General features: G+C 66.5%; 23 protein-coding genes, 1 tRNA gene and 1 pseudogene. 11 read left to right on the top strand and 14 right to left on the bottom strand.

From position 1 onward, the window contains the following. Positions 1 to 12: 12 nt before the first annotated feature. Entirely contained in the window at positions 13 to 534 is a 522-nt protein-coding gene (locus Q8T13_14440; GenBank protein ID MDP3718957.1) for an ORF6N domain-containing protein, read from the bottom strand. 230 nt (positions 535 to 764) lie between these two features. Here Q8T13_14440 and Q8T13_14435 point away from each other — a divergent pair, with 230 nt between their 5' ends. Then, the gene (locus tag Q8T13_14435; protein ID MDP3718956.1) at positions 765 to 3026 is read left to right on the top strand and encodes a DPP IV N-terminal domain-containing protein; all 2262 of its coding nucleotides are present in this window, start codon (positions 765 to 767) and stop codon (positions 3024 to 3026) included. A gap of 125 nt (positions 3027 to 3151) precedes the next feature. Here Q8T13_14435 and Q8T13_14430 read toward each other — a convergent pair whose 3' ends face one another. Then, entirely contained in the window at positions 3152 to 4669 is a 1518-nt protein-coding gene (locus Q8T13_14430; protein ID MDP3718955.1) for an alkaline phosphatase family protein, read from the bottom strand. A gap of 96 nt (positions 4670 to 4765) precedes the next feature. Here Q8T13_14430 and Q8T13_14425 point away from each other — a divergent pair, with 96 nt between their 5' ends. From Q8T13_14425 to Q8T13_14410, 4 genes and pseudogenes are all read left to right on the top strand, one after another. Further along, positions 4766 to 6487, top strand: a complete 1722-nt coding sequence (locus Q8T13_14425) for a creatininase family protein (GenBank protein ID MDP3718954.1) — start codon at positions 4766 to 4768, stop codon at positions 6485 to 6487. Positions 6488 to 6826: 339 nt separating this feature from the next. Beyond that, on the top strand, positions 6827 to 8737 hold the full coding sequence (locus Q8T13_14420) for a TonB-dependent receptor (protein MDP3718953.1): 1911 nt from the start codon (positions 6827 to 6829) through the stop codon (positions 8735 to 8737). A gap of 20 nt (positions 8738 to 8757) precedes the next feature. Continuing rightward, complete coding sequence (locus tag Q8T13_14415) at positions 8758 to 9300, top strand: YfiR family protein (GenBank protein ID MDP3718952.1); 543 nt, start codon at positions 8758 to 8760, stop codon at positions 9298 to 9300. Positions 9301 to 9372: 72 nt separating this feature from the next. Next, positions 9373 to 9603: pseudogene (locus Q8T13_14410) on the top strand (response regulator). A gap of 101 nt (positions 9604 to 9704) precedes the next feature. Here Q8T13_14410 and Q8T13_14405 read toward each other — a convergent pair. Then, positions 9705 to 11651: an ATP-binding protein gene (locus tag Q8T13_14405; GenBank protein ID MDP3718951.1), complete on the bottom strand. Its 1947-nt coding sequence runs from the start codon at positions 11649 to 11651 to the stop codon at positions 9705 to 9707. Positions 11652 to 11786: 135 nt separating this feature from the next. On the opposite strand from Q8T13_14405, the gene Q8T13_14400 reads away from it, so the two are divergent. Together Q8T13_14400 and Q8T13_14395 are read left to right on the top strand one after the other, a co-directional pair. Next, positions 11787 to 13745 (top strand): thiamine pyrophosphate-binding protein, encoded by a 1959-nt coding sequence (locus Q8T13_14400; protein ID MDP3718950.1) that lies wholly within the window; start codon positions 11787 to 11789, stop codon positions 13743 to 13745. 10 nt (positions 13746 to 13755) lie between these two features. After that, positions 13756 to 14214 (top strand): hypothetical protein, encoded by a 459-nt coding sequence (locus Q8T13_14395; protein MDP3718949.1) that lies wholly within the window; start codon positions 13756 to 13758, stop codon positions 14212 to 14214. A gap of 40 nt (positions 14215 to 14254) precedes the next feature. On the opposite strand, the gene Q8T13_14390 is transcribed toward Q8T13_14395, so the two are convergent. After that, positions 14255 to 14566 carry a BON domain-containing protein gene (locus Q8T13_14390; GenBank protein MDP3718948.1) on the bottom strand — a complete coding sequence of 104 codons (312 nt, stop codon included), beginning with the start codon at positions 14564 to 14566 and terminating at the stop codon, positions 14255 to 14257. Between the two features lie 130 nt (positions 14567 to 14696). Here Q8T13_14390 and Q8T13_14385 point away from each other — a divergent pair, with 130 nt between their 5' ends. Continuing rightward, complete coding sequence (locus tag Q8T13_14385) at positions 14697 to 14879, top strand: hypothetical protein (protein ID MDP3718947.1); 183 nt, start codon at positions 14697 to 14699, stop codon at positions 14877 to 14879. 208 nt (positions 14880 to 15087) lie between these two features. Here the strand turns inward: Q8T13_14385 and Q8T13_14380 are convergent, their stop codons facing one another. From Q8T13_14380 to Q8T13_14365, 4 genes are all read right to left on the bottom strand, one after another. Further along, positions 15088 to 15381 carry a type II toxin-antitoxin system RelE/ParE family toxin gene (locus tag Q8T13_14380; protein ID MDP3718946.1) on the bottom strand — a complete coding sequence of 98 codons (294 nt, stop codon included), beginning with the start codon at positions 15379 to 15381 and terminating at the stop codon, positions 15088 to 15090. Further along, on the bottom strand, positions 15366 to 15635 hold the full coding sequence (locus Q8T13_14375) for a hypothetical protein (GenBank protein MDP3718945.1): 270 nt from the start codon (positions 15633 to 15635) through the stop codon (positions 15366 to 15368). The genes Q8T13_14380 and Q8T13_14375 overlap by 16 nt, the downstream gene beginning before the upstream one ends. A 123-nt stretch (positions 15636 to 15758) precedes the next feature. After that, a tRNA-Lys gene (locus tag Q8T13_14370) sits at positions 15759 to 15834 on the bottom strand. 99 nt (positions 15835 to 15933) lie between these two features. After that, positions 15934 to 16194: a hypothetical protein gene (locus Q8T13_14365; GenBank protein MDP3718944.1), complete on the bottom strand. Its 261-nt coding sequence runs from the start codon at positions 16192 to 16194 to the stop codon at positions 15934 to 15936. 195 nt (positions 16195 to 16389) lie between these two features. On the opposite strand from Q8T13_14365, the gene Q8T13_14360 reads away from it, so the two are divergent. Further along, positions 16390 to 17565 carry a S8 family serine peptidase gene (locus Q8T13_14360; protein MDP3718943.1) on the top strand — a complete coding sequence of 392 codons (1176 nt, stop codon included), beginning with the start codon at positions 16390 to 16392 and terminating at the stop codon, positions 17563 to 17565. 64 nt (positions 17566 to 17629) lie between these two features. On the opposite strand, the gene Q8T13_14355 is transcribed toward Q8T13_14360, so the two are convergent. Further along, on the bottom strand, positions 17630 to 18232 hold the full coding sequence (locus tag Q8T13_14355; protein ID MDP3718942.1) for an outer membrane beta-barrel protein: 603 nt from the start codon (positions 18230 to 18232) through the stop codon (positions 17630 to 17632). Between the two features lie 126 nt (positions 18233 to 18358). Here Q8T13_14355 and Q8T13_14350 point away from each other — a divergent pair, with 126 nt between their 5' ends. Next, positions 18359 to 19258: a S1/P1 nuclease gene (locus Q8T13_14350; protein MDP3718941.1), complete on the top strand. Its 900-nt coding sequence runs from the start codon at positions 18359 to 18361 to the stop codon at positions 19256 to 19258. A gap of 107 nt (positions 19259 to 19365) precedes the next feature. On the opposite strand, the gene Q8T13_14345 is transcribed toward Q8T13_14350, so the two are convergent. From Q8T13_14345 to Q8T13_14325, 5 genes are all read right to left on the bottom strand, one after another. Further along, positions 19366 to 20655 carry a DUF4143 domain-containing protein gene (locus Q8T13_14345; GenBank protein ID MDP3718940.1) on the bottom strand — a complete coding sequence of 430 codons (1290 nt, stop codon included), beginning with the start codon at positions 20653 to 20655 and terminating at the stop codon, positions 19366 to 19368. Positions 20656 to 20771: 116 nt separating this feature from the next. Continuing rightward, positions 20772 to 22715, bottom strand: coding sequence for a hypothetical protein (locus tag Q8T13_14340; GenBank protein ID MDP3718939.1), 1944 nt, complete (start codon positions 22713 to 22715; stop codon positions 20772 to 20774). Between the two features lie 108 nt (positions 22716 to 22823). Further along, on the bottom strand, positions 22824 to 24773 hold the full coding sequence (locus Q8T13_14335) for a hypothetical protein (GenBank protein ID MDP3718938.1): 1950 nt from the start codon (positions 24771 to 24773) through the stop codon (positions 22824 to 22826). Further along, positions 24770 to 25396, bottom strand: coding sequence for a DUF305 domain-containing protein (locus Q8T13_14330; GenBank protein ID MDP3718937.1), 627 nt, complete (start codon positions 25394 to 25396; stop codon positions 24770 to 24772). The genes Q8T13_14335 and Q8T13_14330 overlap by 4 nt, the downstream gene beginning before the upstream one ends. An 82-nt stretch (positions 25397 to 25478) precedes the next feature. Continuing rightward, on the bottom strand, positions 25479 to 25877 hold the full coding sequence (locus Q8T13_14325) for a hypothetical protein (GenBank protein ID MDP3718936.1): 399 nt from the start codon (positions 25875 to 25877) through the stop codon (positions 25479 to 25481). A gap of 249 nt (positions 25878 to 26126) precedes the next feature. Here Q8T13_14325 and Q8T13_14320 point away from each other — a divergent pair, with 249 nt between their 5' ends. Then, complete coding sequence (locus Q8T13_14320; protein ID MDP3718935.1) at positions 26127 to 26318, top strand: hypothetical protein; 192 nt, start codon at positions 26127 to 26129, stop codon at positions 26316 to 26318. Positions 26319 to 26407: the final 89 nt, after the last annotated feature.

Below are 26407 nucleotides of genomic sequence, written 5' to 3'. Positions count from 1 at the left end.
ATTGGCCCCGGGTCACGGCTTGGCCGGTCGTCGCACCGCACCGGTGCGGGCGGCCGGCAGCGCCGGCGGCGACGAGAAACCAATCGCGCGGCGCGGACCGGCTGGCGGGGCGACCAGCCGACGCAGGGTCGCGAGGATGCTGTCGAGGTCCTCGTCATGGCCGGCCACGCGCTCTTCCAGTGCGTCGAGCTTCGCGGCCAGCGCGCGGTGCGGGGCCGCCCACTCGCGCAACCGCACGAACGCGCGCACCACGAAGACGCTCATGTCAATCGCGCGGCCGGTATTCAGCAGCGATGCCGCCATGATGGCGCCGTGTTCGGTGAACGCCCAGGGCCGCGTGCGACGGCCACCGTGACCACCACTTGAAATCACAGATTGTGATTTCAAGATCCGGCACTCGCCGACGGTGAGCTGGAACGCGAAGTCCTTGGGGAACCGGCGGCGATTGCGCTTCAGCGCTTGATTGAGTTGGCGGGTCGTGACGCCGTACAGCCGTGCCAGATCTTCATCCACGACGACCGTCAACGATCGCAAGGACAGAATCCTGGGCGATTCGGCAGCGACAGGGCGGAGTCGGGTCGTGGGCATGCCACCAATCGTGCGAACGGCATGCCACCACCGAAGTGGTGGGTTCCCCATGAGACTGGCCCGGTCGCCGCGACCACCGCGCAGAATCTGCTATGTCCCCGGTCGGCGAGGCGGGCAAGTCCTGCCATGGCCCATGCTCGCTTGCGGACCCGGTTACGGTCGATAATGCCGGAACGATGACCATGAACCCGACTCGCCTCGTGGCGGCCGCCCTGGCGGCCGCGCTGTTGACGGCCCCGCTCTCAGCGCAGCAAGAGGAGCGCGCCCGCGCCCTCGACCAGCAGATCGAGCGCATCTACAAGACCAACGAGTTCGCGCTTCCCCGGTTCGGCCCGGCGCGCTGGCTGGATGACGGCACGGCCTACACCACAGTCGAGCGCACTGCCGATGGCCCATCCGACATCGTTCGCTACGACGCCGCCACCGGGGCGCGATCGGTCCTTGTCCCCGGCTCGCGGCTCGCGCCGGCCGGTGCCAGCAAGCCGGTCGAGATTAGCGACTACGTGTGGTCGGACGACGGGTCGCGGCTGCTGATCTTCACCAACACGCAGAAGGTCTGGCGGCAGAACACCCGTGGCGACTACTGGGTGCTGCACCTGGCCAGTGGCGCGCTCAAGCAGCTGGGCGGCGGCGCGCCGGCGTCGACGCTGATGTTTGCCAAGTTCTCGCCCGACGCCACCCGCGTCGGCTACGTGCGCGCCAATAACATCTACGTCGAGCGCCTCGACGACGGCCGCATCACGCAACTGACCACGGACGGCTCCGAGACCATCATCAATGGCACCTCGGACTGGGTTTACGAGGAAGAGTTCGGCGTTCGCGACGGCTTCCGCTTCAGCCCCGACGGCCGCTCGGTCGTCTACTGGCAGTTCGACAGTTCCGAGGTCGGCATCTTCTCGCTGATCAACAACACCGACTCGCTGTACCCGACCATCACGAGGATCCCCTACCCGAAGGCCGGCACCACCAACTCCGCGGCACGGGTGGGCGTGGTCGGCGCCGAGGGCGGACCGACCCAGTGGATCAAGACCGAGGGCGATCCGCGCAACACCTATCTCGCGCGCATCGGCTGGATCGACTCGAGCACGGTGTCGATTCAGCAGCTGAACCGGCAGCAGAATCGCAACGACTTCCTCACCGCCGACATCAAGACCGGCGCGGTCAAGCGGATCTTCCGCGACGAATCCAAGAGCTGGGTGGACATCGTCGAGGAAGTGCCGTGGATCGACGGCGGTCGCACGTTCCTGTGGATGAGCGAGCGCAGTGGCTGGCAGCACGTCTACCGCGTGCCGCGCGAGGGCGGCGACGGCCAGCTGATCACGAAGTTCGAGGCCGACGTGACCGACATCGCCGGCTTCGACGAGAAGGGTGGCTGGATGTACTTCCGCGCCTCGCCTGACAACGCCGGCCAGCGCTATCTCTATCGTTCGAAGCTGGATGGCAGCGGCACTCCCGAACGCGTGACCCCGGCCAGCGAGCCCGGCACCCACCGCTACGACGTGGCGCCGGGCGGCCGGCTGGCGTTCCACACCTATTCGCGCTTCGACCGCCCGCCGGTGACGCAGGTGATCGAGCTGCCGTCACACAAGCCGCTGCGCGCCCTGACCGATCCGTCGGCGGTGATCGCCAAGTTGCAGCCGGTGCTGCAGCCGCCGGTGGAGTTCTTCCGCATCGACATCGGCGAAGGCGTGATGCTTGACGGCTACATGCTGAAGCCGTCGCATTTCGACGCCAGCAAGACCTACCCCGTGATCTCGCACGTCTACGGCGAGCCGGCGGGGCAGACGGTCAACGATTCGTGGGGCGGCTCGGGCATGTTGTTTCATCGCGCGCTCGCCGAGGCCGGCTACATCGTGCTGAGCGTTGACAATCGCGGCACGCCCGCGCCCCGCGGCGCGGACTGGCGCAAGGTGGTGTACGGCACGGTCGGCGACCTGTCGTCGAAGGACCAGGCGGCGGCGATTCGCGCGCTGACGGCGAAGTATCCCTTCCTCGATCGCACGCGCATCGGCGTGTGGGGGTGGAGCGGCGGCGGCACCAACACCTTGAACGCCTTGTTCCGCTTTCCCGACGTCTACCAGGTGGGCGTCTCGGTCGCGCCGGTACCCGACCAGCAGCTCTACGACACCATTTACCAGGAACGCTACATGGGCGTGCCGCAGGAGAATCCCGAGGGCTACAAGCTGGGCTCGGCGATCAACTTCGCTGAAGGCCTGCAGGGGAAGCTGCTGTTGATCCACGGGTCGGGTGACGACAACGTGCACGTCCAGGGGACCGAACGGTTGATCAACCGGCTAATCGAACTGGGCAAGCCGTTTGATTCGATGATCTATCCCAACCGCAGTCACAGCATCAACGAAGGGACCGGCACCTCGATGCATGTCTACAAGCTGATCGCGCGCTACTTCCTGCAGAACCTGCCGCCGGGCGCGAGATAGTCCGCCCGAGGTGGCGTCCGCCTTTAGGCGGACCAAGGGCGGACGCCACATGCCGCGGCCGCTCTGTGCCTACCCGAGGGTGGCGCGCTACCAAGGCACCGGCAGCATCGACGAAGCGGCGAACTTCACCTGCGTAGCGCCGCCTGCGCCTGCCGCACCTCGTCCTCGGTGAACGCCGCGGCGAGGTAGTCAATGCCCTGGAGCATCGCCGCGACGTCCTTCAGCGTAAACCCCAGGGACTGCAGCCGGGCGGTGTCGATGAACATCTGGTTGTTCGCGGCATCGTTGTAGTACTGAATGATCCTGCCTTCGGGATCGAACTGCTTGTTCACCCGCGCGATGATCTCGTCGGTGTAGTGCCGGCGCCACGGCCCGGGACCGCCCGGGGTGCCGTGGTCGGCGGTGATCACGGTCACGCTGCGGCCGGGACCGGCCTTCTTGTCCAGCAACGCCAGGTACGCCGCCATTTGCCGATCGAGCTCGGCGAGCGTGGCCTTGATCTCGGGCGAGTCAGGACCGTGCATGTGTCCGGCATAGTCGGGGCCCTTCATGTTGACGTAGACCAGGTCGGTGATGTCGTCAGCGCCGGCCGCCGAGGCCTCGACGACGGCCATCAGCGCTTCGGCTTCGAACTTCTGGTACAGGCTCGACGCGCGGAACTTCGAGGCACTCGAGATGTCGTGGCCCATGTGGGTGCCGCCGGCCGCTTCCCACACCTTGCGCCCGACGAACGCGTTTAGCGCCTCTGGCATCGTGTAGCAGTCCGGATTGGTCTCCCAGCCGCCGTCGCTGCCACCGTAGCTGGCGGCCACCACCTTCTTGGCGCCCACCAGGCACGACCCGCGGCCCACCAGCCCCGCGGTCGCGCGAATCGCGCCACCCTGGCCGATGATCACCGCCGCGCCGTTGGTCGCCAGGTTCCAGCTGTCCCCCAGGGTGAGCGCCATCAACTCCTGCGGATCGAGGTTCGCGTAGGCCGGCTGCGCCTTGCCGGTGGCGCGATTGAACAGGTTGTTGACGGTGATGCCGTGGAATCGCGGATCGGAGCCGGTGCCGATCGTGGCGTGGCCGACGCCGGTGACCGTGGGGAGCACGTTGACGCGCGCCTCCGAGAACCACGCCCCCTCGCGGCGCAGGCGCGTCAGCGTCGGCAGGTCGGCGGCGTAGCGATCGAAAAACTCTGCCCGCATCCCATCGAGCACGATCACCGACACCACGCGCGGCCGTCCCACGGTGGTGGTGATCGCGCTCGCCAGCACCCGGCCGGTGTAGGTGGCCGGCGCCGGCGCGCCAATCAACGCCCCGATCGTTGGCGCGATGTCCTGCTGGGCCGCGGCCTCCGGCCAGTCGCCGGCCGTCACGAACGGCGCGCCGTGAAACAGGATCGGGATGCGGGTGTCGTAGTCCCACGGCGAGCCGTGCATGAAGACGTACAGCGGATCCCGTTCAGTAATGAAGTCGCCCTCCCTCGGCACGATGAAGAGCTGGCCGCTGCGGCCGGGGAAGTAGGCGCGCGCGAACATGTCGAGCCACTGTTGGCGCAGGGGCGACGCGGCCGCGGCCTGCGGCGCCGGCACGGGCTGCGTGCGGGCCGGAGGCGGGTTGCCGCCCGCGCAACCGGCCAACAGGAGGACAACGACCACGGAGGAAATCAAACGCATAGCAGGCAACCTCTGGCACCTCTGGCACCTCTGGCACCCTTGGCACCCATGGCACCTTGTTTTTGGTAGTCTACCGCCATGTCGAAACGCGCTCTTTTGACGGTCGTTGCGTCTCTATTTGTCTTCGTCCTGTCGGTTTCGGCCCAACGCCCGGCCGACGCCCCGGACACCATGCCGGCGGCGCCGCCACCCGACACGGTGTTCATCGAAGAGCTGACCTGGGCCGAGGTGCGTGACCTCGTGGCCGGCGGGACGACCTCGGTGATCATCGCCACCGCCGGGACCGAGCAGAAAGGCCCGCACATGGCCGACGGCGAGCACAAGTTCGTGATGCACTACGCCGCCGACCAGATCGCGCGCAGCCTCGGCAAGACGCTGGTGGCCCCGGTCCTGGCGTACGTGCCCGAGGGCAGCTGGGATCCCCCCACCGGCCACATGAGCAAGCCCGGCACCATCACGCTGCCCGAGGATCGCTTCATCGAACTGCTGGTGCTGGCGGGCCGCAGCCTCAAGTCGAGCGGCTTCAAGACCATCCTGTTCATGGGCGATTCGGGCGGCAACCGCAACGGCATGCGCGCCGCGGCGGTGCAGTTGAACGAGTTGTTCAAGGGCGAAGCCACCGCGTACTGGGTGGACGACTACTACACCAAGGCCCACGCCGATCAGCGCACCTGGATTACCGCCAATCTCAAGATCCCCGCCGACCGCATTGGCGGCCACGCCAACGTGCAGGACACGTCGGAGCTGTTGTTCGTGGCGCCGCAGCACGTGCGGCGCGATCGCCTGAGCGGCAACGACTACCCCAATAACGGCGTGAGCGGCGACCCGTCGATCGCCTCGCCCGAGTTGGGACGCCGGTTCCTGCAGATCAAGATCGACAACGCCGTGGCGCAGGTCAAGCGCATGACCAGCGGCGCTGAGCCGCCGGTGGCCGCGGCCGACGCCCCGCGCGGCGGCGGGGGAGGCAACCGCCCGCCGAACGCCGAGGCGCGGCCGACCGGGCCGACCATGGACACCGCGCCGGCCAGCAAGACGCCGACCCGTGCGCCCGACACCGTGTTCGTGGACGAACTGACGTGGGAAGAGAACCGCGACTTGATGAAGGCCGGCAAGACCGTGTTCATCGTGCCGACCGGCGGCACCGAGAAGAACGGGTACCACATGGTGCTCGGCAAGCACAACTTCACGGTCAGCCACGCCGCGAACGTGATGGCGCGCAAGCTCGGCAACGCGCTGGTGACGCCGGTCATCCAGTACGTGCCCGAAGGCAATCCCGATCGCCAGAACTCCGGCGGCATCTCGCTGCCGTCGCCGGCCTTTGACGGGTTGCTCGATGCGGTGGCCCGCAGCCTCAAGGCGCACGGCGCCACCGACATCCTGCTCCTCGGCGACAGTGGCGGCAACCAGGGCGGCTTGACCAGCACGGCTGCCAAGCTGAACGAAGAGTGGAAGACCGCCGGCACCAGGGTCTACGCCTTGACCGCGTACTACGAAGAAGGCCGCGAGCACTACCGCGCCTGGATGCACGCCGCCTACGGCTACGACGACAGCATCATCGGCAGCCACGCCGGCATCAGCGACACCGCGCAGATGCTGCACGTCTACCCGGCGGGCATCCGCAAGAACATGCTGATGCCGTGGGGCGGCCCCAAGGATGCCGGGGTGTCGGGCGATCCGATGCGGGCGACCGCCGAGATTGGCCGCATGGGCATCGAGTTCAAGGTCAATGCCGCCATTGCGCAGTACCGCCTGCTGAAGAACCCGCCCCCGCCGCGCGGCGCCGGCCGCGGCGGCCAATAACAGGAGATCAGGAGGTCAGAAGAAACTCTTCTCCTGACCTCCTCTCCTGAACTCTTGTTCCCCTTGATCTCTTTCCTACCAGGTCCAACGGAAATAGACCGCGTAGCGCGAACGTCCTGCGCACATGTGCGAAGGGTGTGCGCGCACACTCCGGCGTTCCGCAGCCTGGGTTCGCAGTCGCTAAAGTCCTCGAAATTCCCCCCGCTCGTCAAGCAATCTGCTTGGCACCATTGCTGCAGCTCTGGTGCCGGAGTCTACAGAATGGAACGCCCCCCTCTTCCCACAGCGGCCCGCAGCGCGTCGGCCTGGCTGCTCGTCTGCCTCTTTCCTGTCGTTTGCATGGCCCAGGCCGTGCCCAAGCCCGATGTCGCCGGTATGTCGATCGAGGACTTGCTGGCGGTCGAGGTGATCTCGACTGCCTCGAAATTCCCCCAGTCCGTGAAGGAAGCGCCAGCCTCGATCACGGTGATCTCCGCGGAAGAGATTCGACGGTTTGGCTATCGCACCATCGCCGACGCGCTGCGGGCCGTCCGCGGTTTCTACAGCAGCTACGACCGCAACTACACCTACGTCGGCATGCGCGGATTTTCCCGGCCCGGTGACTACAACACGCGGTTGCTGCTGCTGGTCGATGGCCATCGCATCAACGACGGCGTCTACGACATGGCTCCGCTCGGCACCGACTTCCTGTTCGACATGTCGTTGATCGAGCGGATCGAGATCATTCGCGGGCCCGGCTCGTCGCTATATGGCAGCAACGCGCTGTTCGCCGTGATCAACGTGATTACCAAGAGCGGCGCCAGCCGCTCGGGCGTGCAGGCCGACCTGATGGGTGGCTCGCTCGGCACCCGCCGTGCCGCCGGCAGTTACGGCCGGGTGTTCGGTGATGGCCGCGAAGTGCTGATCGGCGGGTCGGGGTACTTCTCCGACGGTCAGCGCAACCTGTACTACCCGGAGTTCGACACGGACGGCGTGCCGGCGATCGCGCGCGACCTTGACCGCGACGAGGCGACGAGCGTGTTCGGGTCGCTCTCGGCCGGCCGCTTCTCCGTGCGCGCCGGCGCCGTTCACCGCGCCAAGCAGGTGCCGACCGCGTCGTACGGCACGGTGTTTGGCGACGACCGCGAGCGCACCGACGACGATCGCGGGTTTGTGACCGGCGTGTACGACGGCCCCGTCGGCAAGGGCTGGCTGGCGACCGCGCGGCTGGGCTACGACTATTACGGTTACCAGGGTGCCTACCCCTACGCCGAGGGCGACGACACCGTGATGTTCACGGACGACTCGACCGCGCATGCGGTGACCGGCGAGCTGACGGCGCGGCGGCAGGCTGGGCGCATGCACATGGTGTCGGCGGGCGTCGAGGTCCGCCGCGATTTGCAGAACCGGCAGACAGCCCACGATGGGTCGAGCCAGTATCTCGATGTTGATGTCCCGGCCACCAAGCTTGGTCTCTACGTCCAGGACGAGATGCGTCCGGCCTCGTGGCTGCTGCTGAACGCCGGGCTGCGCGTCGATCGGTTCTCGGACTTTGGCACCCACGTGACACCGCGCGCGGGCCTGGTGTTGTTGCCGCGTCCCCAGACGGCGGTGAAGGTGTTGTACGGCCGCGCCTTTCGCGCGCCCAATCCGTACGAGCGCTACTACTACACGGCCCAAGCCGCTCGGGGATTGCTGCTGCGGCCGGAACAGATCCGGTCGACGGAGCTGGTGTGGGAGGAGTCGCTCTCGGCCAAGGTCCGCTTGACGATGACGGCGTTCGACTACGACATGCAGCGCATCATCGAGCAGCGGGCCACCGACGTCGAGGACATCTTCTTCGAGAACGCCGGCCGCATTCGCGGCCGCGGCATTGAGGCCGAGATTGAGGCGCGCTTCGACAACGGCATCGTCGCGCGGGCCAGCCACACGTTTGCCCGGGTCCGGGATCACGAGCGGGACGAGGCGACCTCGAACTCACCGCAACACATGTCGACGGTCAGCCTCCAGGTGCCGCTGTCGCGCGTGGTCGTGGCGGTCGAGGGGCAGCGGGTCGGCGAGCGCCTTGACCTGAGCGGTGTCCCGGTCAGCGGTTTCTTTGCCCCCAATCTCACCGTCACCACACCCGCCAGCCAACGCATCGGGTTCAGCCTGAGTGTGTACAATGCGCTCAACCGCTCTTACAACGACCCCGGTGCCGAAGAGCACCTCCAGGCGTCCATCAGGCAGGACGGTCGCACCATGCAGTTGCGACTGCACGTGCGCTTCTAGTTCTTCAACTGACAGAGACGATGGCTTCCATCGGCGCCCGCCTGTCGCGCGCTCTTCGTCCCGCTCTCTGGGCCGGTGTGACAGCGGTCGCCCTGGCCGGCGGGGCGTCGAGCGCAGCCAGCCAGCCGGTCAGCGAACTGCAGGTCAAGGCGGCGTTCCTGTTCAACTTCACCAAGTTCGTCACCTGGCCCGTGGTGTCCCGGCCCATGGCCATTTGCGTGGCCGGCAACGCCCCGCTCGCCGCCGCGGCCACGGCGGCGGTGCGCGGCAAACTGGTCGCCGGCCGGACGGTCGAAGTGCGCGACTTCGCCTTGGCCGGCACGGCCGACGGGTGCGACCTTCTCTATCTGGCCGACCTGCCGCCAGACGGAGCGGCGGCGGTGTTGCGCCGGACCCGCGGTCCGGTACTCACCGTCGGCGAGACCGCCCGCTTCCTGCGCGACGGTGGCATGGTTCGCGTCTATCTCGAAGACAACCGGATGCGCTTCCAGGTCAACCGTCGACAAACCGATGCGGCGGGATTGAAGATCAGTTCCCAGCTGCTCAGCCTGGCGTCGCAATGAGGGTGTGCCGGCGATTGGCTTCAGGCGGCTCTCGATCAGGCGCAAGCTGACCGCGCTGATGATGCTCACCGCCTCGCGCGGCGGTTCCTGGAGCGCGCCGGCCACACCGTGGTGGTCGCCGACAACGGCCAGACCGCCGTGGCGGCGTACCTGCGCGAACCCTTCGACCTGGTCCTCATGGATTTGCCGATGCCGGAAATGGACGGGGTCCAGGCGAGTGCCGAGATCCGGCGGATCGCGGCCGGGCGCGGCGGTCATACCCCGATTGTCGCGTTGACCGCGAGCGATGCGAGGCGGCGTTGATGGACGGCTATGCCTCCAAGCCGATCCCGCGCGAACTCCTGTTTGCCGAGATCGCGCGCGTCACCACCCGGCCAGCCGGCCGGACTGCGCTTCGCGCCTGATCACGAGGCCGCGCTTGCGGTGACCCCGGCAAGGATGCGCAGCAGCTCGTCGAGGTCGGCGGGCTTGACCAGGTGGTGGTTGAATCCGGCGTCGCGGGCCATCTGGCGATCCCGCTCCTGTCCGTATCCCGTCATCGCGACCAGCACCATGCTGTCGGTGCCAGGGCGCCGGCGCACGCGGCGGGCCACTTCATAACCATCGATGCCGGGCAGGCCGATGTCCATCACCACGGCATCTGGCGGCGCCTGCGCGATCGCGGCCAGCGCCGAGGGGCCGTCGTGGGCCGTCCGGACCCGGTGTCCGGAAACCGAGAGCAACAACGCCAGGCTGTCCGCCGTGTCGACGCTGTCGTCGACCACCAGCACCTGGCAGCACGCCGCGGTCGCCTTGGGCAGCGACTGCAGTGACCGCACGGGCGGGGGCGCCGTGAGGGGCAGGCGCACCACGAACTCGCTGCCCTGTCCCAACTCGCTGGTCGCGGCCACCGTGCCGCCGTGCGCCTCGACCAGGCGGCGGACGAGCGACAGGCCAATGCCCAGGCCGCCCTGCGCCCGATCGAGCGAGCGTGACTCCTGCGTGAACAGATCGAAGACGTGCGGCATCAGGTCGGCGCTGATGCCAATGCCGTTGTCGCGCACCCGCAGCACCGCCGTGTCGTTCTCGAGGTCCACGCTCAGCCAGATGCGGCCACCTTCGTCGGTGTACTTGGCGGCATTGGTCAGCAGGTTGACCACGACCTGCTCGAGCCGCGCGGCGTCACCGGTGAGGCCAATCGGCTCCGCCGGCAGGGCCACCGTGAGCTGGTGATGGCGCCATTCGATGAGCGGGGTCACTGCCTCCACGGCCAGTCCGATGATCGTGTTCAGCACCGCCGGTTCGGATCGCAGGTGCACCTTGCCGTGGGTGATGCGCGACACTTCCAGCAGGTCGTCAACCAGGTACTTGAGCTGCCCGACCTGGCGCTCGATGATCATGCAGGCCTGCCGTTCGACCAGCCCTTCGTTCTCCCGCAGGCGCAGGAGCTGCGCCGCGCTGACGATTGGCGCCAGCGGCGCGCGCAGCTCGTGGCTGAGCATGGCGAGAAACTCGTCCTTGCGCCGATCGATCGCGGCCAGCGCCTCGGCATGGGCGTGCATGGTGCGTTCGAGCGCGCAGCGTTCGGAGATATCCCGGATGTTGCACTGGATCACCTTGTGCCGGTGCTCGCGGTAGGCGTTGCCGACGACATCGACCTCGACCGTGCGGCCGCGGTTGGACTGGAGCGGCAGGTTCTCGAAGCGGATGTAGCCCTGCTCCCGCAGCTGCTGCACCGCCGCTTCGCTGCCGGCCTTGTCGGCGAACAGGCCAATCTGCCACAGCTCCTTGCCGGCGAGCTCGCCGGCGGAGTAGCCGATTAACTCGGTCATGTACGGATTGGCGTCGATGATCACGCCGGTCGCGAAGTCGAGGATCAGGATGCCGTCCTTGGCCGACTCGAACAGCCGCCGGTAGCGTTCTTCGCTGTCGCGCAACAACCCGTCGGCGTGCTTGCGGGCGGTGACGTCCTTGAACAGGACGCCCACGCCGCGCCGCGGCTGATCGTTCACGCGGAAGGCGTAGAGCTCGAGCCAGAGGCCCATGCCGACGAACTCCTGCTCGAACCGCATCGGCTTGCCGGTGTTCAGCACGGCGTCCCAGATCGGGAACCAGCTGTCGCATTCAGCGCCCATTACTTCGCGCATGGTGCGGCCGAGCACGTTGGCAACGCCCGTGTGGGTAACGAACGCCGAGTTGACCTCAGTGTAGCGATAGTCCGGGGGCTCACCGTTGGGTACCGCGACCTTCTCGAGCACGCAGAAGCCATCGCCGATCGAGTCGAGCAGGGTCGTGTAGCGGTCCCGGATGTCGCTCCCGACGGCCGGGTTCGGAGCAGGTGTCGTCGCCGCGCCGACTGTGAATCCGAGCATTGGGTACCTGAGCAAACATGGCAGGGCTGGCGGGCCGTGTCTGTGCTGTATTGGACAGTCGCAAGGCTTGACCGGCCCGGCGCGCCACCATATTCTCTGCGCACTCTCTGCAGCCGCGAGCCCAACAGGAGCCCCATGCCCAAGCGTGTCACCCGCAAGCCCGACCAGAGCCGGCGGAATTTCCTCCAAAAAGCGGTCGCCGGAGCCGGCGCCACCGCGGCGGCGGCCCTGACCGGTCGCGGCACCGAGGCCTCTGCGCAAACCGCGGCTCAGCTGGCGGCGGGCGCGGTCGCCCCCATTCGGGTGCCGGCGGAGTTTGCGGCGGCCACGGCGGCGAAGCCGGTGAGCTTCGAATTCCCCATGACCGGCGCGCAGGTGTTTGCGCGCGCGTGCAAGGAAGAGGGGGTCGCGGCGCTCTTTGCCTGCCCCGGCAACTACGGCATCGTCCACGCGCTGGCCGCCAGCGGCATCCCGGCCTACGGCGGGCGTCACGAGGGGTCGATGGCGCATGCGGCGGATGCGTTTATCCGCGTCACCGGCGAGATTGCCGTGGCCTCGGGCACCGAAGGTCCCGGGTTCACCGACATGATTTGCGCCATTGCCTGCGCCAATGCGGCCCGCACGCCGCTGCTGATCGTCGCCAGCAACATGTCGATCGCGATGGAAGACACCGAGGCGGCCATTCAGCTCGCCTACCAGCAGCCGACCACCGAGGGCATGAAGAAGTACGGCAAGCGGTTGATCGTGCCGCGCCGCGTGCACGAGTACACCGCCACGGCGTTCCGGCAATTAAAGAGCGGCGTGCCGAAGCCGGTGCACCTCGATTTTCCCGCCGAAGTCGCGTCGGCGCGGTTCAAGGACGCGAGCGAGCTCGAGTTCTTCCACGACAAGGCCCGCTACCGCACCGACTCGCGGCCGCACCCGTCGGCGAAGGACATCGGCACCGCGGTGGACCTGATCCGCAAGGCCGAACGGCCGATGATCGTCTCGAGCAACGGCGTCTTTTATGCCAAGGCGTGGGATGCGCTGAAGCGGCTGGCCGAGAAGGCGCAGATCCCGGTGGTGGAGTCGGGCGCCATGAAAGGGCAGTTCTCGGACGCCAGCCCGCTCTCGGCCAATGCCGCGCCGGCGGCGCTCCCGAGCGCCGACCTGGTGATCCTGGTCGGGCAGCACTGCATGCCGACCGTGGGCGAGTTCGCCTTTGGTCCCGATGCCAAGTACATCCGCATCGACCAGGCGCACGAGGACCTGGGCCGCAACCTGCCGATCGACCTGGGCATGGTCAGTTGTGAGCGGGCGGCGCTCGAGGCGCTCGCCGACGCGGTGCCGGCCATGAAGCACGACGCGTGGCTCGCCGAGGTGGCCGCGGCGCGGAAGCGCTTCGAGGATCAGAACGCCGAGTACTACAAGACCGGACTCGGCTACACCGACGCGGTGCATCCGGCGGTGATTGCCAAGCAGCTCGGCGACTTCCTCTATCGCGGCAACCTGCCGCGCGAGCAGACTACGGTGGCCTCGGGTGGTTACGGCATTGCCCGGTTCGTTCGGCGCGAGCTGCGCGCGTTTCGTCCCGGGCAGATCATGAACGGCGCCTATCAGTACGGCGCCATCGGACCGGACCTGGGCTATGCCGTCGGCGTCGCGGCCGCCGTGCAGCTGGGCGTGGGGCCGCAGGCCGCTTACAAGGGCCATCCGATCATCTGCATCACTGGGGATGCGGGGTTCGGCTACACCGCCATGGAGATCGACACCATGGCCAAGTACAAGCTGCCGGTCGTGGCGATCGTCTACAACAACAACGCGTGGGGCACGTGGACCGGCGCGCAGAACGAGCCGAAGGCGCTGCCGATCCACTTGTTCCAGGAGAACCTGCGCTACGACAAGCTGGCCGAGTCGCTCGGCGGGCACGGGGAGTACGTGACGAAGGCGGCCGACTTCACGCCGGCGCTGGCGCGGGCTTACCAGGTGGCGGCGCGGGAGGGCAAGCCGGCGGTGATTAATTGCCAGGGGCGGAAGGAATTCTGGGATCGCGCGAAGTACCCGCCCGGCATGATCGGCAAGGTCGAACCCGGCCTGATGTCGTACTACCACTAGGCGCCGCGGCGTGACCGATCCGGTGTCGAAGGCGTTGCAGCGGTATGCGGACCGCGGCGTGTTCCGCGGCTTTCGCGCCACGTCTGGTGCGCGCGGTCGCGTCGAGTACCAGTTCCTGTGGTTGCTACGACGGCCCATGCGCGCGCACTACGATGCGCGCCGCGGCGTGCTGGCCTTTCCGGCGTTATTCCCCGGCGTCGAGACGCCGGGGATGTCGGCCGAACTGAAAGGGCTGGTCGCCGGCCGATCGACGCGCGATCAGCCGGCGCATAAGCGCATGGATGCCCGCCGCGCCCGTCTCGCGAGCGCGGTCCGCAAGGGCGATTGGTCCCTTACCGTGACCATTCGCGGCACCAACCATGACTACGCCGTCCGCGGCGCGCTCAACCTGATCAACGAACTGTTCCTCGCGCTGCATCAAAGTTATCCGGAATATCTGGTGCAGCACTTCGGGTTGTCAACGGAGTGAAAAAGGGACCTGCTCCCCTTTTATGAGAACCGTAAGCGTGCTACTTGGGCACGACCGTCAGCTGGTTGTTGATCGTGTAGCCCTTGGCCTGTTCGCGGGCAATGGCCTCGGCGATGGTGCGCATCTCGGCGGTCGGGACTGAACCCTTGAGAACCACGGTCTTGGTGCTGGCGCTGGTGTCGACGTTGATGTCGGCGGTGTCAACGCGGCCGTCGGCGATCAGGGACGACTTGACGTCCATGGTTTGAAGCGCGCCACCGGTGTTTTCGACGGCCTTTTCAGTATCGGCCTTCGCGCCGCGCCAGGTGGCCCCGCAACCCGCGGTGAGCGTCGAGACGAGAACGGCGGCCAATACGGCCTGCAAAGTGTTTCCGGTTGTCATTTCAATGTCCTGTTCTGCCAAATATGTTCCACGCGCCGTCCCCACGACGGCGCTGCCGTCTACACTGCAAGGCCTGTTCCGGTTTCTGGAGTTGAACCTGATGGATGAGCTTAAGGATCCGCTCGCGCCGAAGGCGCCGGCTCATGTGCACGAGTGGCGGCACGACGATGTGGAACCCGACTATCCGCCGGTCTCGGTCAGTACCTGCGAGTGTGGCGCCATCCGCCGATTGTGGCAGGACGATGACGGGGAGTTTCGGGAGGAGATTACTTACATGACATAGACGGGAGGGCACTTCTTGTCGGGAGGGCACTTCTTGTCGGGAGGAAACACTTGTCGGGGTTGGCCATGAGCGAACCTCCGGCTAGCCGCAGGCAAGGTTGTCTTGGAGTCGAATGGTGAGCCAGAATTTCACCACTTGGAACCAAGTTGCCAAGTGGCTCCGTCGCCTGGATGGGCTTCGTCGGACCGCCTGACGTGGCGTGCGGCGGTTACCGCAGCTCGCGGCCGTGGAAGACGCGCAGCATCAGGACGGAACTCCCGTCGTAACGGTACTGAAGGGCGTACATTCCACCGAGCACCGTCAGCACAATTTCCCGGTACTCGTGGCGATCCCCGATTGGGCGTCCCAACTGTGGATGCCGACGGAGCACGTCGGTGCGGGTGATCAGCTCACCGGCGACGCGCGCTGCGAGTTCCGGGAACTTCTCGTGCAGGAACACGGCGAATCGATCGAGATCGGCGAGCGCGTCGAGCGACCACTCGATCTCTACTGGTCCGGCCACGGTCGGAACCCGGGCGTGCCCCACGTCCGGAGCCACTGCACGACGCGCTCCTGGGGAACCCGCGAGTCTGGCGTAGCCGTGGCAGCGCGGCGATCGAGTTCGGCGATCTCGTCGGCCTCGGCGTCACGCGGCGTGCTGTCGAGTGCCGCCAGTTCAGCGATCAGCTGGGGAACCGTCATGCCGAGTTCCGCGGCCCGCACCTCGAGCACGTCGGCGGTGTGCTGGTCGATGTCGATACTGACGTGCGGACCCATGGCGACAGAATAACCGATTCCGAGAAGGGGCGAGGAGTGACTTCGGTGCTCGCGCCGGTTCGATTCTGGCGTGCGATCAGGCGATCCGCGCTCGCAAGTGACTGAAACGATTGGAGGAAGAGCTGGTGAGCCCGCTCGGAGTCGAACCGAGAACCAACAGATTAAGAGTCTGCTGCTCTGCCAATTGAGCTACGGGCCCACTTGAGGGTGGGTCGCACAGTCACGTCCGATGACGGTGCGGGAAACCATGACTATACCATCCGGCCCGTTCATTGGGCAACGTCCAGGGCGACGCGCGCTAGTTCATCTTGGACCGGTCGGTCGCGTCTTTCCAGCCGGCCGTCAAAATTTGCGGTGAGCCGTTGATGTTCCAGTGATCGGACTTGAGGGCCGCCTCAACGCTTTCGAGCCGTGCCCGGAAGGTGGCCTCGGTGGTAAACCGCTCGGCCTCGCTGCTGCCATCGGGTCGGTGCCAAATCAGTTCAAACTCGCTAGAAGCCTGGTCGAATCGTGTCTCGATGCGGAGGACTTCCGGACCGCGTTCATATAACCAAATCATCGATACCGCCGCAAAATAACAAATGGTTAAGTAGGAGTAGTTCCTCGCAAGTTACCACGGACGTGCGACTTCGGCTTCATAGTGCCGCGAATCAGACATTTCGGCAACCTCGCCCACCCCTCCCGAGATGACAGAATTGTCAAAGGAAAGTGCCGGCCGCGGGGAAACGGGGGAACCGGGCCGTCTATCAGTTGGATGAACCGCTATGTCCTGCTGCGTGTCCCCCCGCCGGCCCGGAGCAAGTCGGCCGGTCCTCACTCCCATGCTGAAACTCTTGGTGCCGCGCCCGAGCCGCCGGCCATCAGGCTGGCCGTCGCCGACCTGAACACGGACGAGGCCTCCGAACTGCGTCGCGATCCAGAAGTGCAGGCCATGGCCCTGGTCATGCCGACCCGGCTGATCGATCCGGTGGGCCTGGCCGAGGCCCTCCCGGCGGCGACCCCGGCATGGGGACTGTCGGCCGTGCGGGCCGACGAGTCGACCTTTGACGGCAGCGGCGTGACGGTCGCCGTGCTCGATACCGGCATCGATGCCAGCCACGCGGCGTTCGCGGGGGTCACCCTCGAGCAGCGGGACTTCTCGGGCGATGGCAATGGCGACATCAACGGCCACGGCACCCACTGTGCCGGCACGATCTTCGGCCGTGATGTGGCGGGCTCTCGAATTGGCGTCGCCCGCGGCGTCACTAGCGCCTTGATCGGCAAGGTGCTGGGCAACAACGGCACGGGCTCGTCCCAGGGGCTGTTCGACGCCATGCTGTGGGCGAGCCAGAATCAGGCCAACGTGATCTCGATGTCGCTGGGTTTTGATTTTCCCGGGCTCGTGCAGGAACTGGCGAAGCGGATGCCGGTCAACATGGCGACCTCGCAAGCGCTCGAAGCGTACCGCGCCAACCTGCGGATGTTCGACGCGCTCATGGGCATCATCAGGCACGGCGAACCGTTCGGGCGCGATGCCGTGGTGGTGGCCGCCTCGGGCAACGAGAGCCGGCACGACCTGACGCCGCCCATTCCCATTGGCGTGTCGGTGCCGGCCGCAGCCGATGGCGTGGTGTCGGTGGGGGCCATTGAGCCGTCGGCCGCGGGCTTCGCGATCGCGCGGTTCTCGAATCGCTTTCCGCGCTTGTGCGCGCCGGGCGTGAGCATTCCATCCGCCAAACCCGGCGGGGGACTGCAGTCGATGAATGGCACCAGCATGGCGACCCCGCACGTCGCCGGCATCGCCGCGTTGTGGCGCCAGAAGCTGGTCGCCGAAGGCGTGGCCACGGCCGCAGCCGTGACCGGTAACTTGTTGGCCTCGGCCACGCGCGTCGGCTTCGCCCCCAACACCTTGCCGGCCGATCGCGGCATGGGCCTGGTGCAGGCACCGTGAGCGCGTAGGGGCGCACTAAAGTGCGCCCCTACAAGAACGGGCGCACTAAAGTGCGCCCCTACGGTTAGCTGCCGAAGCGGAACGTCACGCCGAGCGTGGCACGCCAGAAGTCGAAATCTTCGAAGTCCAGGTCCCGCCCGCCGTCGTCGCCCTTCTCCAGCGCGCGGAAGTAGCGCGCGTCGCCGCGCAGGCCAATGTTGTCGCTGAAGAACACGTGCACGCCGCCGCCGACGTTGACGCCCAGTTCGTTCTGGCTCAAGTTGTCGAACAGGTCGTCAGCGCCGCTCAGGGTGGCGCGCATCAGGCCAATGCCGGCCACCGCATAGGGCCGCACGCCGGGACCCGACGTGCCGCCGATGGGAGCGCCAAGGACGAAGTTGGCCATCAACGTCTGGACGCTCGAGTCCAGGTCGAACAGCGCGATGTTCTCAGTGCCTCCCGTGATCTGGTAGAAGTTCGGAGCAAGGTGGTAGTCCACTTCCAGCCCAACCATGCCGTTGCCCATCCAGGTGAGGCCGCCACCAAAGCTGAACCGCTGCTCGAACTCATCCGACAAATCGTTGACGTTGAAGTTGTTGGCGGAACCGCCAAACACGACGCCGACATACGGCGTGAACAACCAATCGGCCGACGCCGGCTTGGCCGCACTACCCAGAATCAGCAGCACTAGCGCTGCACGCACCATGAATTTCACAAAGCCCCCTTGAATTAGAACGTTCATAGCGGAAGGCTTTGCAAGATTGGAACCAGACAGACGGGACCGCCGGCTCAGGCGACCGTATACTCAGGAGCGATGATGCGAACCAGAATTGCAGCGATTGGTGTGGTCGTGGCGGTCGTGTGCTCGTGGCCGTCGCTGCAGGCCTGGGGCGGGCAGGGCCACCGCCTGGTCGGCCTGGTCGCGGCCAAGCACCTGTCGCGGACGGCTGCGCAAAACGTGAACTGGCTGCTCGACGGCCAGAGCCTTGCCGACGTCTCGAACTGGGCCGATGCGCAGATCACCGATCTACAGCAGACGGCGACCTGGCATTACCTCAACATCCCGCCGACGGCCGCCGGCTACGATCGTGACCGCGACTGTCAACGCCAGCCCGGCGTCGCCGCCGGCTCCCGCGGTGACACCTGGCGCGACTGCATCGTCGATCGCATCACCTACTTCGAACAGCGCACGGCGGACACGAAGCTCGATCGCGCCGATCGCGCGACGGCGCTCAAGTATCTGGTCCACTCCATTGGCGACCTGCACCAGCCGTTTCATGCGCTCGGCGTGGGCCGCGGTGGCAACGACGTGATCGTCCGCGTGTTCGGCAACTCGAATTGCGGTCCCTCGACTCCGCTCGGGACCGGCCCGAGCTGGTCGAGGGCCGGCAACGATCCGAAACGACCGCCGCTGCCGTGCAACCTGCACTCGGTGTGGGACAGCCGGCTGATCGCGCGCCGCGACCTGAGTGGTCGAGCGTATGCGGCCGCGCTCGAATCGCTGATCAAGCAGAAGGGCTGGTTCCAGCAACCGGTGGGCACGCCGAAGGATTGGGCGGAGCAGTCGTGGGCGCTTGGCAAGACGGCGCTGGTGCCGACCGACACCAACATCGATGAGGCGTACTACCAGAAGCACATCGGCGTGATCGATGAACGGCTGGCGCTGGCCGGCGTGCGCCTGGCGGCCGTGCTGAATCGCGTCTTCATAAAGTAACGGGGCCTGGCACGTTACAACCGTTTCTGTTGCAATTCCTGCACACATGGCAGGATCTGCAACAGAAACCGATGTAACCGTGCCAGGCCCCGTTTCCCCCGTTTCCGCTAGGGCCCCAGCAGTGCCGCCGGAACGACGGCAATGCCATCGGGCCTCCGATAAGCGGTTCGCCCCGTCGTGATGACCACGGCATCGAGCAGGTCATCACCGATCTGCTCCGCGAGCCATCGCAGGTGCCTGACGTCGCCGTCATCGACGCGTTGCCCCAGCTTCACCTCGATGGCCACGATGCGGTGGTCGCCGCGCTCGACAATCAGGTCCACTTCGTGTTGCGCAATGCGGGTTCGCAGGTGTTTGACGGACGCTTCAGCCGCCTGTGCGAACACGCGCACATCGAGAGTCACGAGCGACTCGAACAGGTGGCCGAGAAGGGCGCCGTCCCTGGGCATGGGCGGGCCGACGGGGCGGGCGTCGAGGAGGGCATCGACATCCGCACCGAGCAGGCGGGCGGCCAACGCAGGATCCGCCAGTTGGTGCTTGGGTGCCGCGGTCAACCGTGCGATCGGGTTTCGGACAGGCAGCCAGGCGGGCACGGCGTCGATGATCCAGAGGCGCTCCAGCGTGTCGCGATAGGGTTGGGTGGTGGTCTTGGCGGGCTTGTCCGCTTCGCCGCCTGTCGCGGCGTCGCGAATTGTCTCGTAGGTTGCCGTCGTCGAGCTCGCGGCGGCGTAGGCCGTCATCCACCGCCGAAGGGCGGCCGGATTTCTGATGCGATGACCGAGCTCCTCGAAATCCCGCTCGACGATGCGCGTGATGTAGCCGTCGAGCTGTGCGCGTTGCGCCCGGCCGGTCAAGCCCCTGAGACCTGGAAACCCTGAGGCGACCAGTTCGCTCGCGTAAGTTTCAAGGGACACATCGGATTCGCCATCGACCGGGCCTCGTTGGCCCGACAACAGTGCGGCCAGGCTGACACTCGGCGTGGCGACCCCGCGCTCCATGAGCGTCATGGGACGCATTCGTACGCTCACGATTCGGCCGGCGCCGGAATGGGTGGGCTGTGAGGGCGTGGCTGAGCCCGTGAGGAGGTATTGGCCAGCCGTTTGGTCCTGGTCCACCGCACGGCGAATGACATCCCAGGACTCGGGTAATCGCTGCCACTCGTCAATGAGAATGGGCCGACGGCCGTGGGTCAACCTGCCCGGGTCGGCGCTGGCGACGGATCGTTGTGCGCCATCGTCGAGTCGATAGATTGTCGCCGAGCGGCGAATCGCGGTCTGCGTCTTCCCGACCGCCTTGGCTCCCTCGAGGGACAGTGCCGGCAGGTCGGTGAGTAAGGCATCCACCTCGTGGTCAACTACGCGGCTGCGGTATGCGGCCTTTAGGCTACCATCGGTCACGTGTTTAGACTACCATTAATCACCATCTGAGGCTACCGATAGTCAAGGGAGCGAACGCCGTACAAGAAAAGGGGCCGCCCTTTTGAGGCGGCCCCTTGCCTCCACTTGTGCGGTATCTAGCGGAGCGCCGCGGCGCGGCCCTTGAGCGTTTCGGCCAATGCCGCCAGGCGCCTGGCGTCCTGGCCGGTGGCCGACTTGGCGTCGCCCTCGACCTGTGCCGCCACCGCGTCGAGCGCGCTCAGCGCTTCGGCGGCGTTGCGTTCCTTGCCGGTGCGCAGCGAATCGACCTTCGACAGGTTGCTCAGCACGGCGCTGGCGCGCGCGGCCGAGATGCCCTTGGTGCGGTTCAGCTGATCCAGGTAAGCCTTGGCGACAGACGAAGACGCCGGCCACACCACCTTGGGCTGGTTCTGCGAGTTGAACTCCTGCAGGCGGAACTGCATGGCCGCATCGATCTCGTTCTGCGACAGGTGCTCGCTTGGTTTCAGGCGGAACACGTCGATGCCGCGCGCCATTTCCGCGCCGTAGATGCTGCCGTTGTACCAGTAGGTCGACCAGTAACCGCCCGACAGCATCGCCTCGCCGTTGATCGGACCGCGATCGAAGTACGCGATCTCTTTCGCATTCGCGGAATCGGTGAAGTCGAACACCGACAGGCCGCCCTGGTACCACGCCTGTACCATGATGTCGCGGCCGGGGACCGGCACGAGCGAGCCGTTGTGGGCGACGCAGTTCTCCTGCTCGGTCTGGGCCGCCGGCATCTTGAAGTAGCCCTTGTGCACCATCTTGTTGTCGACGATGTCATAAATGGCGTTGGCGCCCCAGGTCAGCGGATCGACCGCGCGGCAGCGCGGACGGCCGCCGCCGCCCCACTCGTCGGTGAACAGCACCTTGGTGCCGTCGTTGTTGAAGGTGGCCGAGTGCCAGTAGGCGAACCCGGGGTCGGTCACGAAATCGAGGCGCTTCGGGTTCTGCGGATCGCGAATGTCCATCAGGATGCCGTTGCCCGAGCAGGCGCCCGCGGCCAGCCCCATTTCGGAGTAGACCGTGATGTCGTGGCACTGGTTGGTCAGCCGCGACCGCTGCGTGTTCGGGCCGTGGTCGCCGCCCTGCCACAGGCCGGCGATGTTGCCGGTGTCGCTCATGAAGATGCGCGGCTGGTTGACGACGCGCGACTTCTCAGGCGTGGCGAGCGGCACCTCGATCACGTCGATGCTGAACAGCGAGGTGTTGGGATCCTCTTTGGCGTCCTTGCCCGAGCAGCCGGCGAGCTCTTCGCCGGAGCGCACGCCGCCGGTGCCCGACGCATACAGGAAGATGCGCGACTTGTCCTTCGGATCGGGCACCAGCGTATGGGTATGCGAGCCACGGCACGTCTGCACGGCCGCCACCTGCTTCGGATTCTTCAAGTCGGAAATATCGAAGATCCGCACGCCGCGGAACCGTTCGTTGCTGACCGGCGGCACCACGCCCTGCAGGCCGCAGTCGAGACGGCCGCGCGTCTGTTCCACCGACATGAACAGCAAGTGGCCCCACGTCGAGACGTCGCCCTGGCCGCCGGGGCAGACCACCGACGCGATCAACTGCGGCCGGTTGGCGCGCTCGATGTTGTAGGTGTTGAAGCCGTGGTAGTTGCCCACGATCACGTGATTGCCGCTGAACGCCAGGTCCGAGTTGGTGTACGCGAGCTGGTTCGGGTTGGGCGGCGTGGGCGGCGTCCCTTCGGCCACCGGTGGCGGCTCAGGCGGACGCGTGCCGAGCGGCATGGCCGGGTCGAAGAAGCCATCCGGCTTCGGCAGGTTCGACACCAACTCGATGTTCCAGGCGGCCTCGGCCGCCTTCTGTCCCGGGCCGCCTGGCTTGAGGTTGGCGCGCGGGTCGGTGGTCGACGGCCGCGGCAGGTTGTCGGGCGGTACGGGATCCGGCTCCTGCTGGGGCGGCGTGGCCGCGGCAGGTGTTGCGGGCGGCTGCGCCGGCGTGGCCGGCTGTTGTGCCTGTCCGGTTACGTGCAGCGACAGGGCGACAACGGCGACTGCGGCCAGGGTCTTCGCAATTCTCATGAGTAACTCCTCGAACACAAAAACATCACACCGAAACACCGAAGCACGGAAACACGGTCAGACCATAGGTATGGGGTTTCCGTGTTTCAGTGCTTCCGTGCGAAGCATTTATCGCAACCGCGCCGTGCGGCCCTTCAACGTGTCGGACAACGCTTGCAAACGCATGGCGTCGCGGCCCGTGGCGCTCTTGGCATCCGCAGCGACCTGCGCGGCCACGGCGTCGAGCCCGGCGAGCGCGGTGGCGGCGTTGCGCTCCTTACCGGTGCGCAGTTCATCAACCTTCGCGAGGCCGTCGGCCACCGCCCGGGCGCGCTCGGCCGAAATGCCCTTGGTCCGGTTCAGCTGATCGAGGTACGCCCGCGCCACGACCGACGTCGGGTCGAACTTCACCAGCGGCTGGTTCTGCGCGTTGAACTCGTTGGTGCGCCACTGGATGGCGGCATCGATCTCGTTCTGCGACAGGTGCGCGGTCGGCACCAGCTTGAAAATGTCCATGCCGCGCGAGATCTCCGAACCGTAGATGTTGCCGTTGTACCAGTAGGTTGACCAGTAGCCGCCGACGATCAGGTTGACGGCATCGAGCGGGCCGCGGTCGAAGTAGGCAATCTCGACCGGGTTCGCCGAATCGGTGAAGTCGAACACCGAGACGCCGCCCTGGTACCAGCCCTGCACCATGATGTCGCGGCCGGGCACCGGGATGAGCGAGCCGTTGTGCGCGACGCAGTTCTCGGTGTCGGTCTGCGCCGCCGGCATCTTGTAGTAGCCGCCGAACGTCATCTTCTTGCCACCCACCGGCGCCGAGTCCGCGCCGGCGGGGCCCGGCTTGTCGACGATGTCGAAGATGGCGTTGGCGCCCCAGTTGGGCAGGTCGGTGGCGCGGCAGCGGGGCCGCGTGCCGCCGCCCCACTCGTCGGTGAAGATCACCTTGGTGCCGTCGTTGTTGAATGTGGCCGAGTGCCAGTAGGCGAAGTTCTTGTCGCTGACGTGGTCGAGGCGCTTCGGGTTGGCCGGGTCCGAGATGTCGAGCAGGATGCCGTTACCCGAGCAGGCGCCGGCCGCCAGGCCCACTTCGGGGAACACCGTGATGTCGTGGCACTGGTTGGTGGTGCTGGTGCGCTGCGTGCCGGGGCCGTGGTCGCCGCCCGGGAACAGGCCGGCAATCTCGCCACTCTTGTCGTCGGCGAAAATGCGCGGGCGGTTGACGACGCGGGCCTTCTCGGGGGCGCCGAGCGGCACTTCGATCACGTCAATGCTGAAGAGCGCGGTGTTGGGGTTGGCCACGGGGTCGCCGCCCGAGCAGTCGACCAGTTCTTCACCCGAGCGCACGCCGCCGGTGCCCGAGCCGTAGACGTAGAGCGTCTCCTTGTCTTTCGGCACCAGGGTGTGGGTGTGCGAGCCGCGGCAGGTCTGCACCGCCGCAATCTGCTTCGGACTAGTGATGTCGGTGATGTCGAAGATGCGGACGCCGCGGAAGCGTTCCTTGCTGATCGGCTCTTCCACGCCCTGCACGCCGCAGTCGATGCGGCCGCGCGTCTGCTCGACCGACATGAACAGCAGGTTGCCGTAGATCGAGACGTCGCCCTGGCCGCCGGGGCAGACGACCGAGGCCAGCAGCCGCGGGCTTCTCGCGTTTTCGATGGAGTAGGCGTTGAAGCCGTGGAAGTTGCCGATCACCATGCGCTGGCCGCTGAAGGCGATGTCGGAGTTGGCGAAGTCGAGCGCGCCCGGACCGGCCGGCGGCCTTGCGGCTGCGCCTGGGGCTGGTGGGGCGGGTGGGGCCGGTGGGGCGGGTGGGGCTGGTGGGGCGGGTGCGCCGGCTGGGCGTTCGGCCGGCATGGCTTCACCGGCCGGGTTCTTCGGATCGTAGAAGCCTTCGGCGCGGGGCCGCGTCGAGACGAGCTCCATGCCCATGGCGGCCACGCCGGCGTCGCGCACGCCGGCTTTCAGGCCCGTGCGCGGATCCTTCGGATCCATGGGCTTCTGCTGGGCCTGTCCGGCGGCCACGATCGAGAGGACGAAGACGGAGAGCGCGAGGACTTTCGTGGCAACCGATCTCATTTCTGAAGCTCCTTGAGCATTGCACCCATGCGGTCAATCTCCATGCGCTGATCGGAATCGACATCCGACGCGAACGCGAAAATCTCGCCGTCCTGGCCGGCGCCCGGCGTCTTGAACAGCTCATCCACCATCGTGATCGCGCCCATGTGGTGCTTGATCATGCCGAGCAGGAACAGGCGGTCGAACTCCACGCCCTTGGCGGCGGCGAGCGCGGTCATTTCTTCGCTGGTCAGCATGCCGGGCATCATGCCGCCGGGCTCGTGATGCGCATGGGGGCCGGGAATCTCCTGGCCGCGCGCCTTCAGCCAGCCGCGCATCATGTTGATCTCGTCTTCCTGCGAGACGTCGATGCGCTGGCCGAGCATCTTCATGTACTGGTTCTCGGTGCGCGACGGGATCAGCGCGACCATCTCGACGGCCTGCGCATGGTGGCCGATCATGCCCTGCATGAACTTCACGTCAGCGGCCGTGAACTGGACCTTCGACAGGTCGGTGGCCGCGGCCACGCCAATCGCCTTGGTCTCCTGCCCAGGCGCGCCGGGTTGCAGGATTTGTGTCGTGGGTTGGGCGCCGCCCGAGCCGGTGCGGCACGCCGCCACCGCCGCCAGGGCAAACAGGATCAAGACAAGACGGGAAAAAGGACTGTGTGGCACCCGTAAAGGATACTCAAAATTACCGCTCGGCGGGCACTGGTGGAGCAACCCTTCAGGGTTGCCTGGCATAGCTGCCGGTCGTCTCATCGACCCGGAACTTCCAGTCCAGATTGGCCGATTCCACGAGGAAATCGTAGGTCCGGTGGCCTTCGTCAAAGTCAACGGTCCCAGCGCCCACCCCTTTGTGATCGGCGACCAGTTGCAGGGGCCGGCCGCTGATGGCGCTACGCATGGTCAGCTTGAAGGTGCCGGCACCGGCGGGCGACTCGTTGCTCGTTTCCCAGTGGATGCGGAAGCGCCCGGTTTCGCTGGGGATGTCGCCAATGCTGGCAGAGCCGCGGCCTTGCCAGTTCCCGACCTCGCGCGTTTCGGCCACCACGTCGCGGGGCCGGGACGGAGTGGGGGAGCAGGAGGAAAGGGCGAAGGCCAGGACGAAGACGAAACAACGCACGGGACGACATTATGGTGCCTAAGGTGCCTAGGGTGCCTAAGGTGCCTAAGGTGCCTAAGGTGCCTAAGGTGCCTAGGGGTGCCTAGGGTGCCAGGGTGCCAGGATGCCAATGTGCCAATGTGGCGTCCGGCTTTAGCCGGACTATGCGCGGCGCGTCTCGCTGAACGGATGAGCTAACTAATTAGAAATCAATGGGTTAGGAACTTTGTACGGTTGCAAACATATTCAATTCTCGGCGAGGATAAGGCAATGTCTGCCGAGGAAACGCCCGAGCTGTGTGAACTCGTTCCCGATTGCCCGGTCTGCGGCAGCGAACTCACCGTCGCCCACGCCCACGCCAAGCTGAAAATTTGTGTGTGCAAGGAATGCGGAACGAGCCTCTCGATCCCCGACGAGGCCTGGACCCGCGCGCGGACCCTCCGCACCCGCAGGTCCGGCTAAAGCCGGACGCCACATTGGCACCCTGGCACATTGGCACCCTGGCACATTGGCACCCTGGCACCCTGGCACCCTGGGCACCTTAGGCACCC

The organism is Acidobacteriota bacterium (assembly GCA_030697165.1).
Lineage (GTDB): Bacteria > Acidobacteriota > Vicinamibacteria > Vicinamibacterales > UBA2999 > 12-FULL-67-14b.
This window is presented reverse-complemented; position numbering and strand designations above follow the sequence as displayed.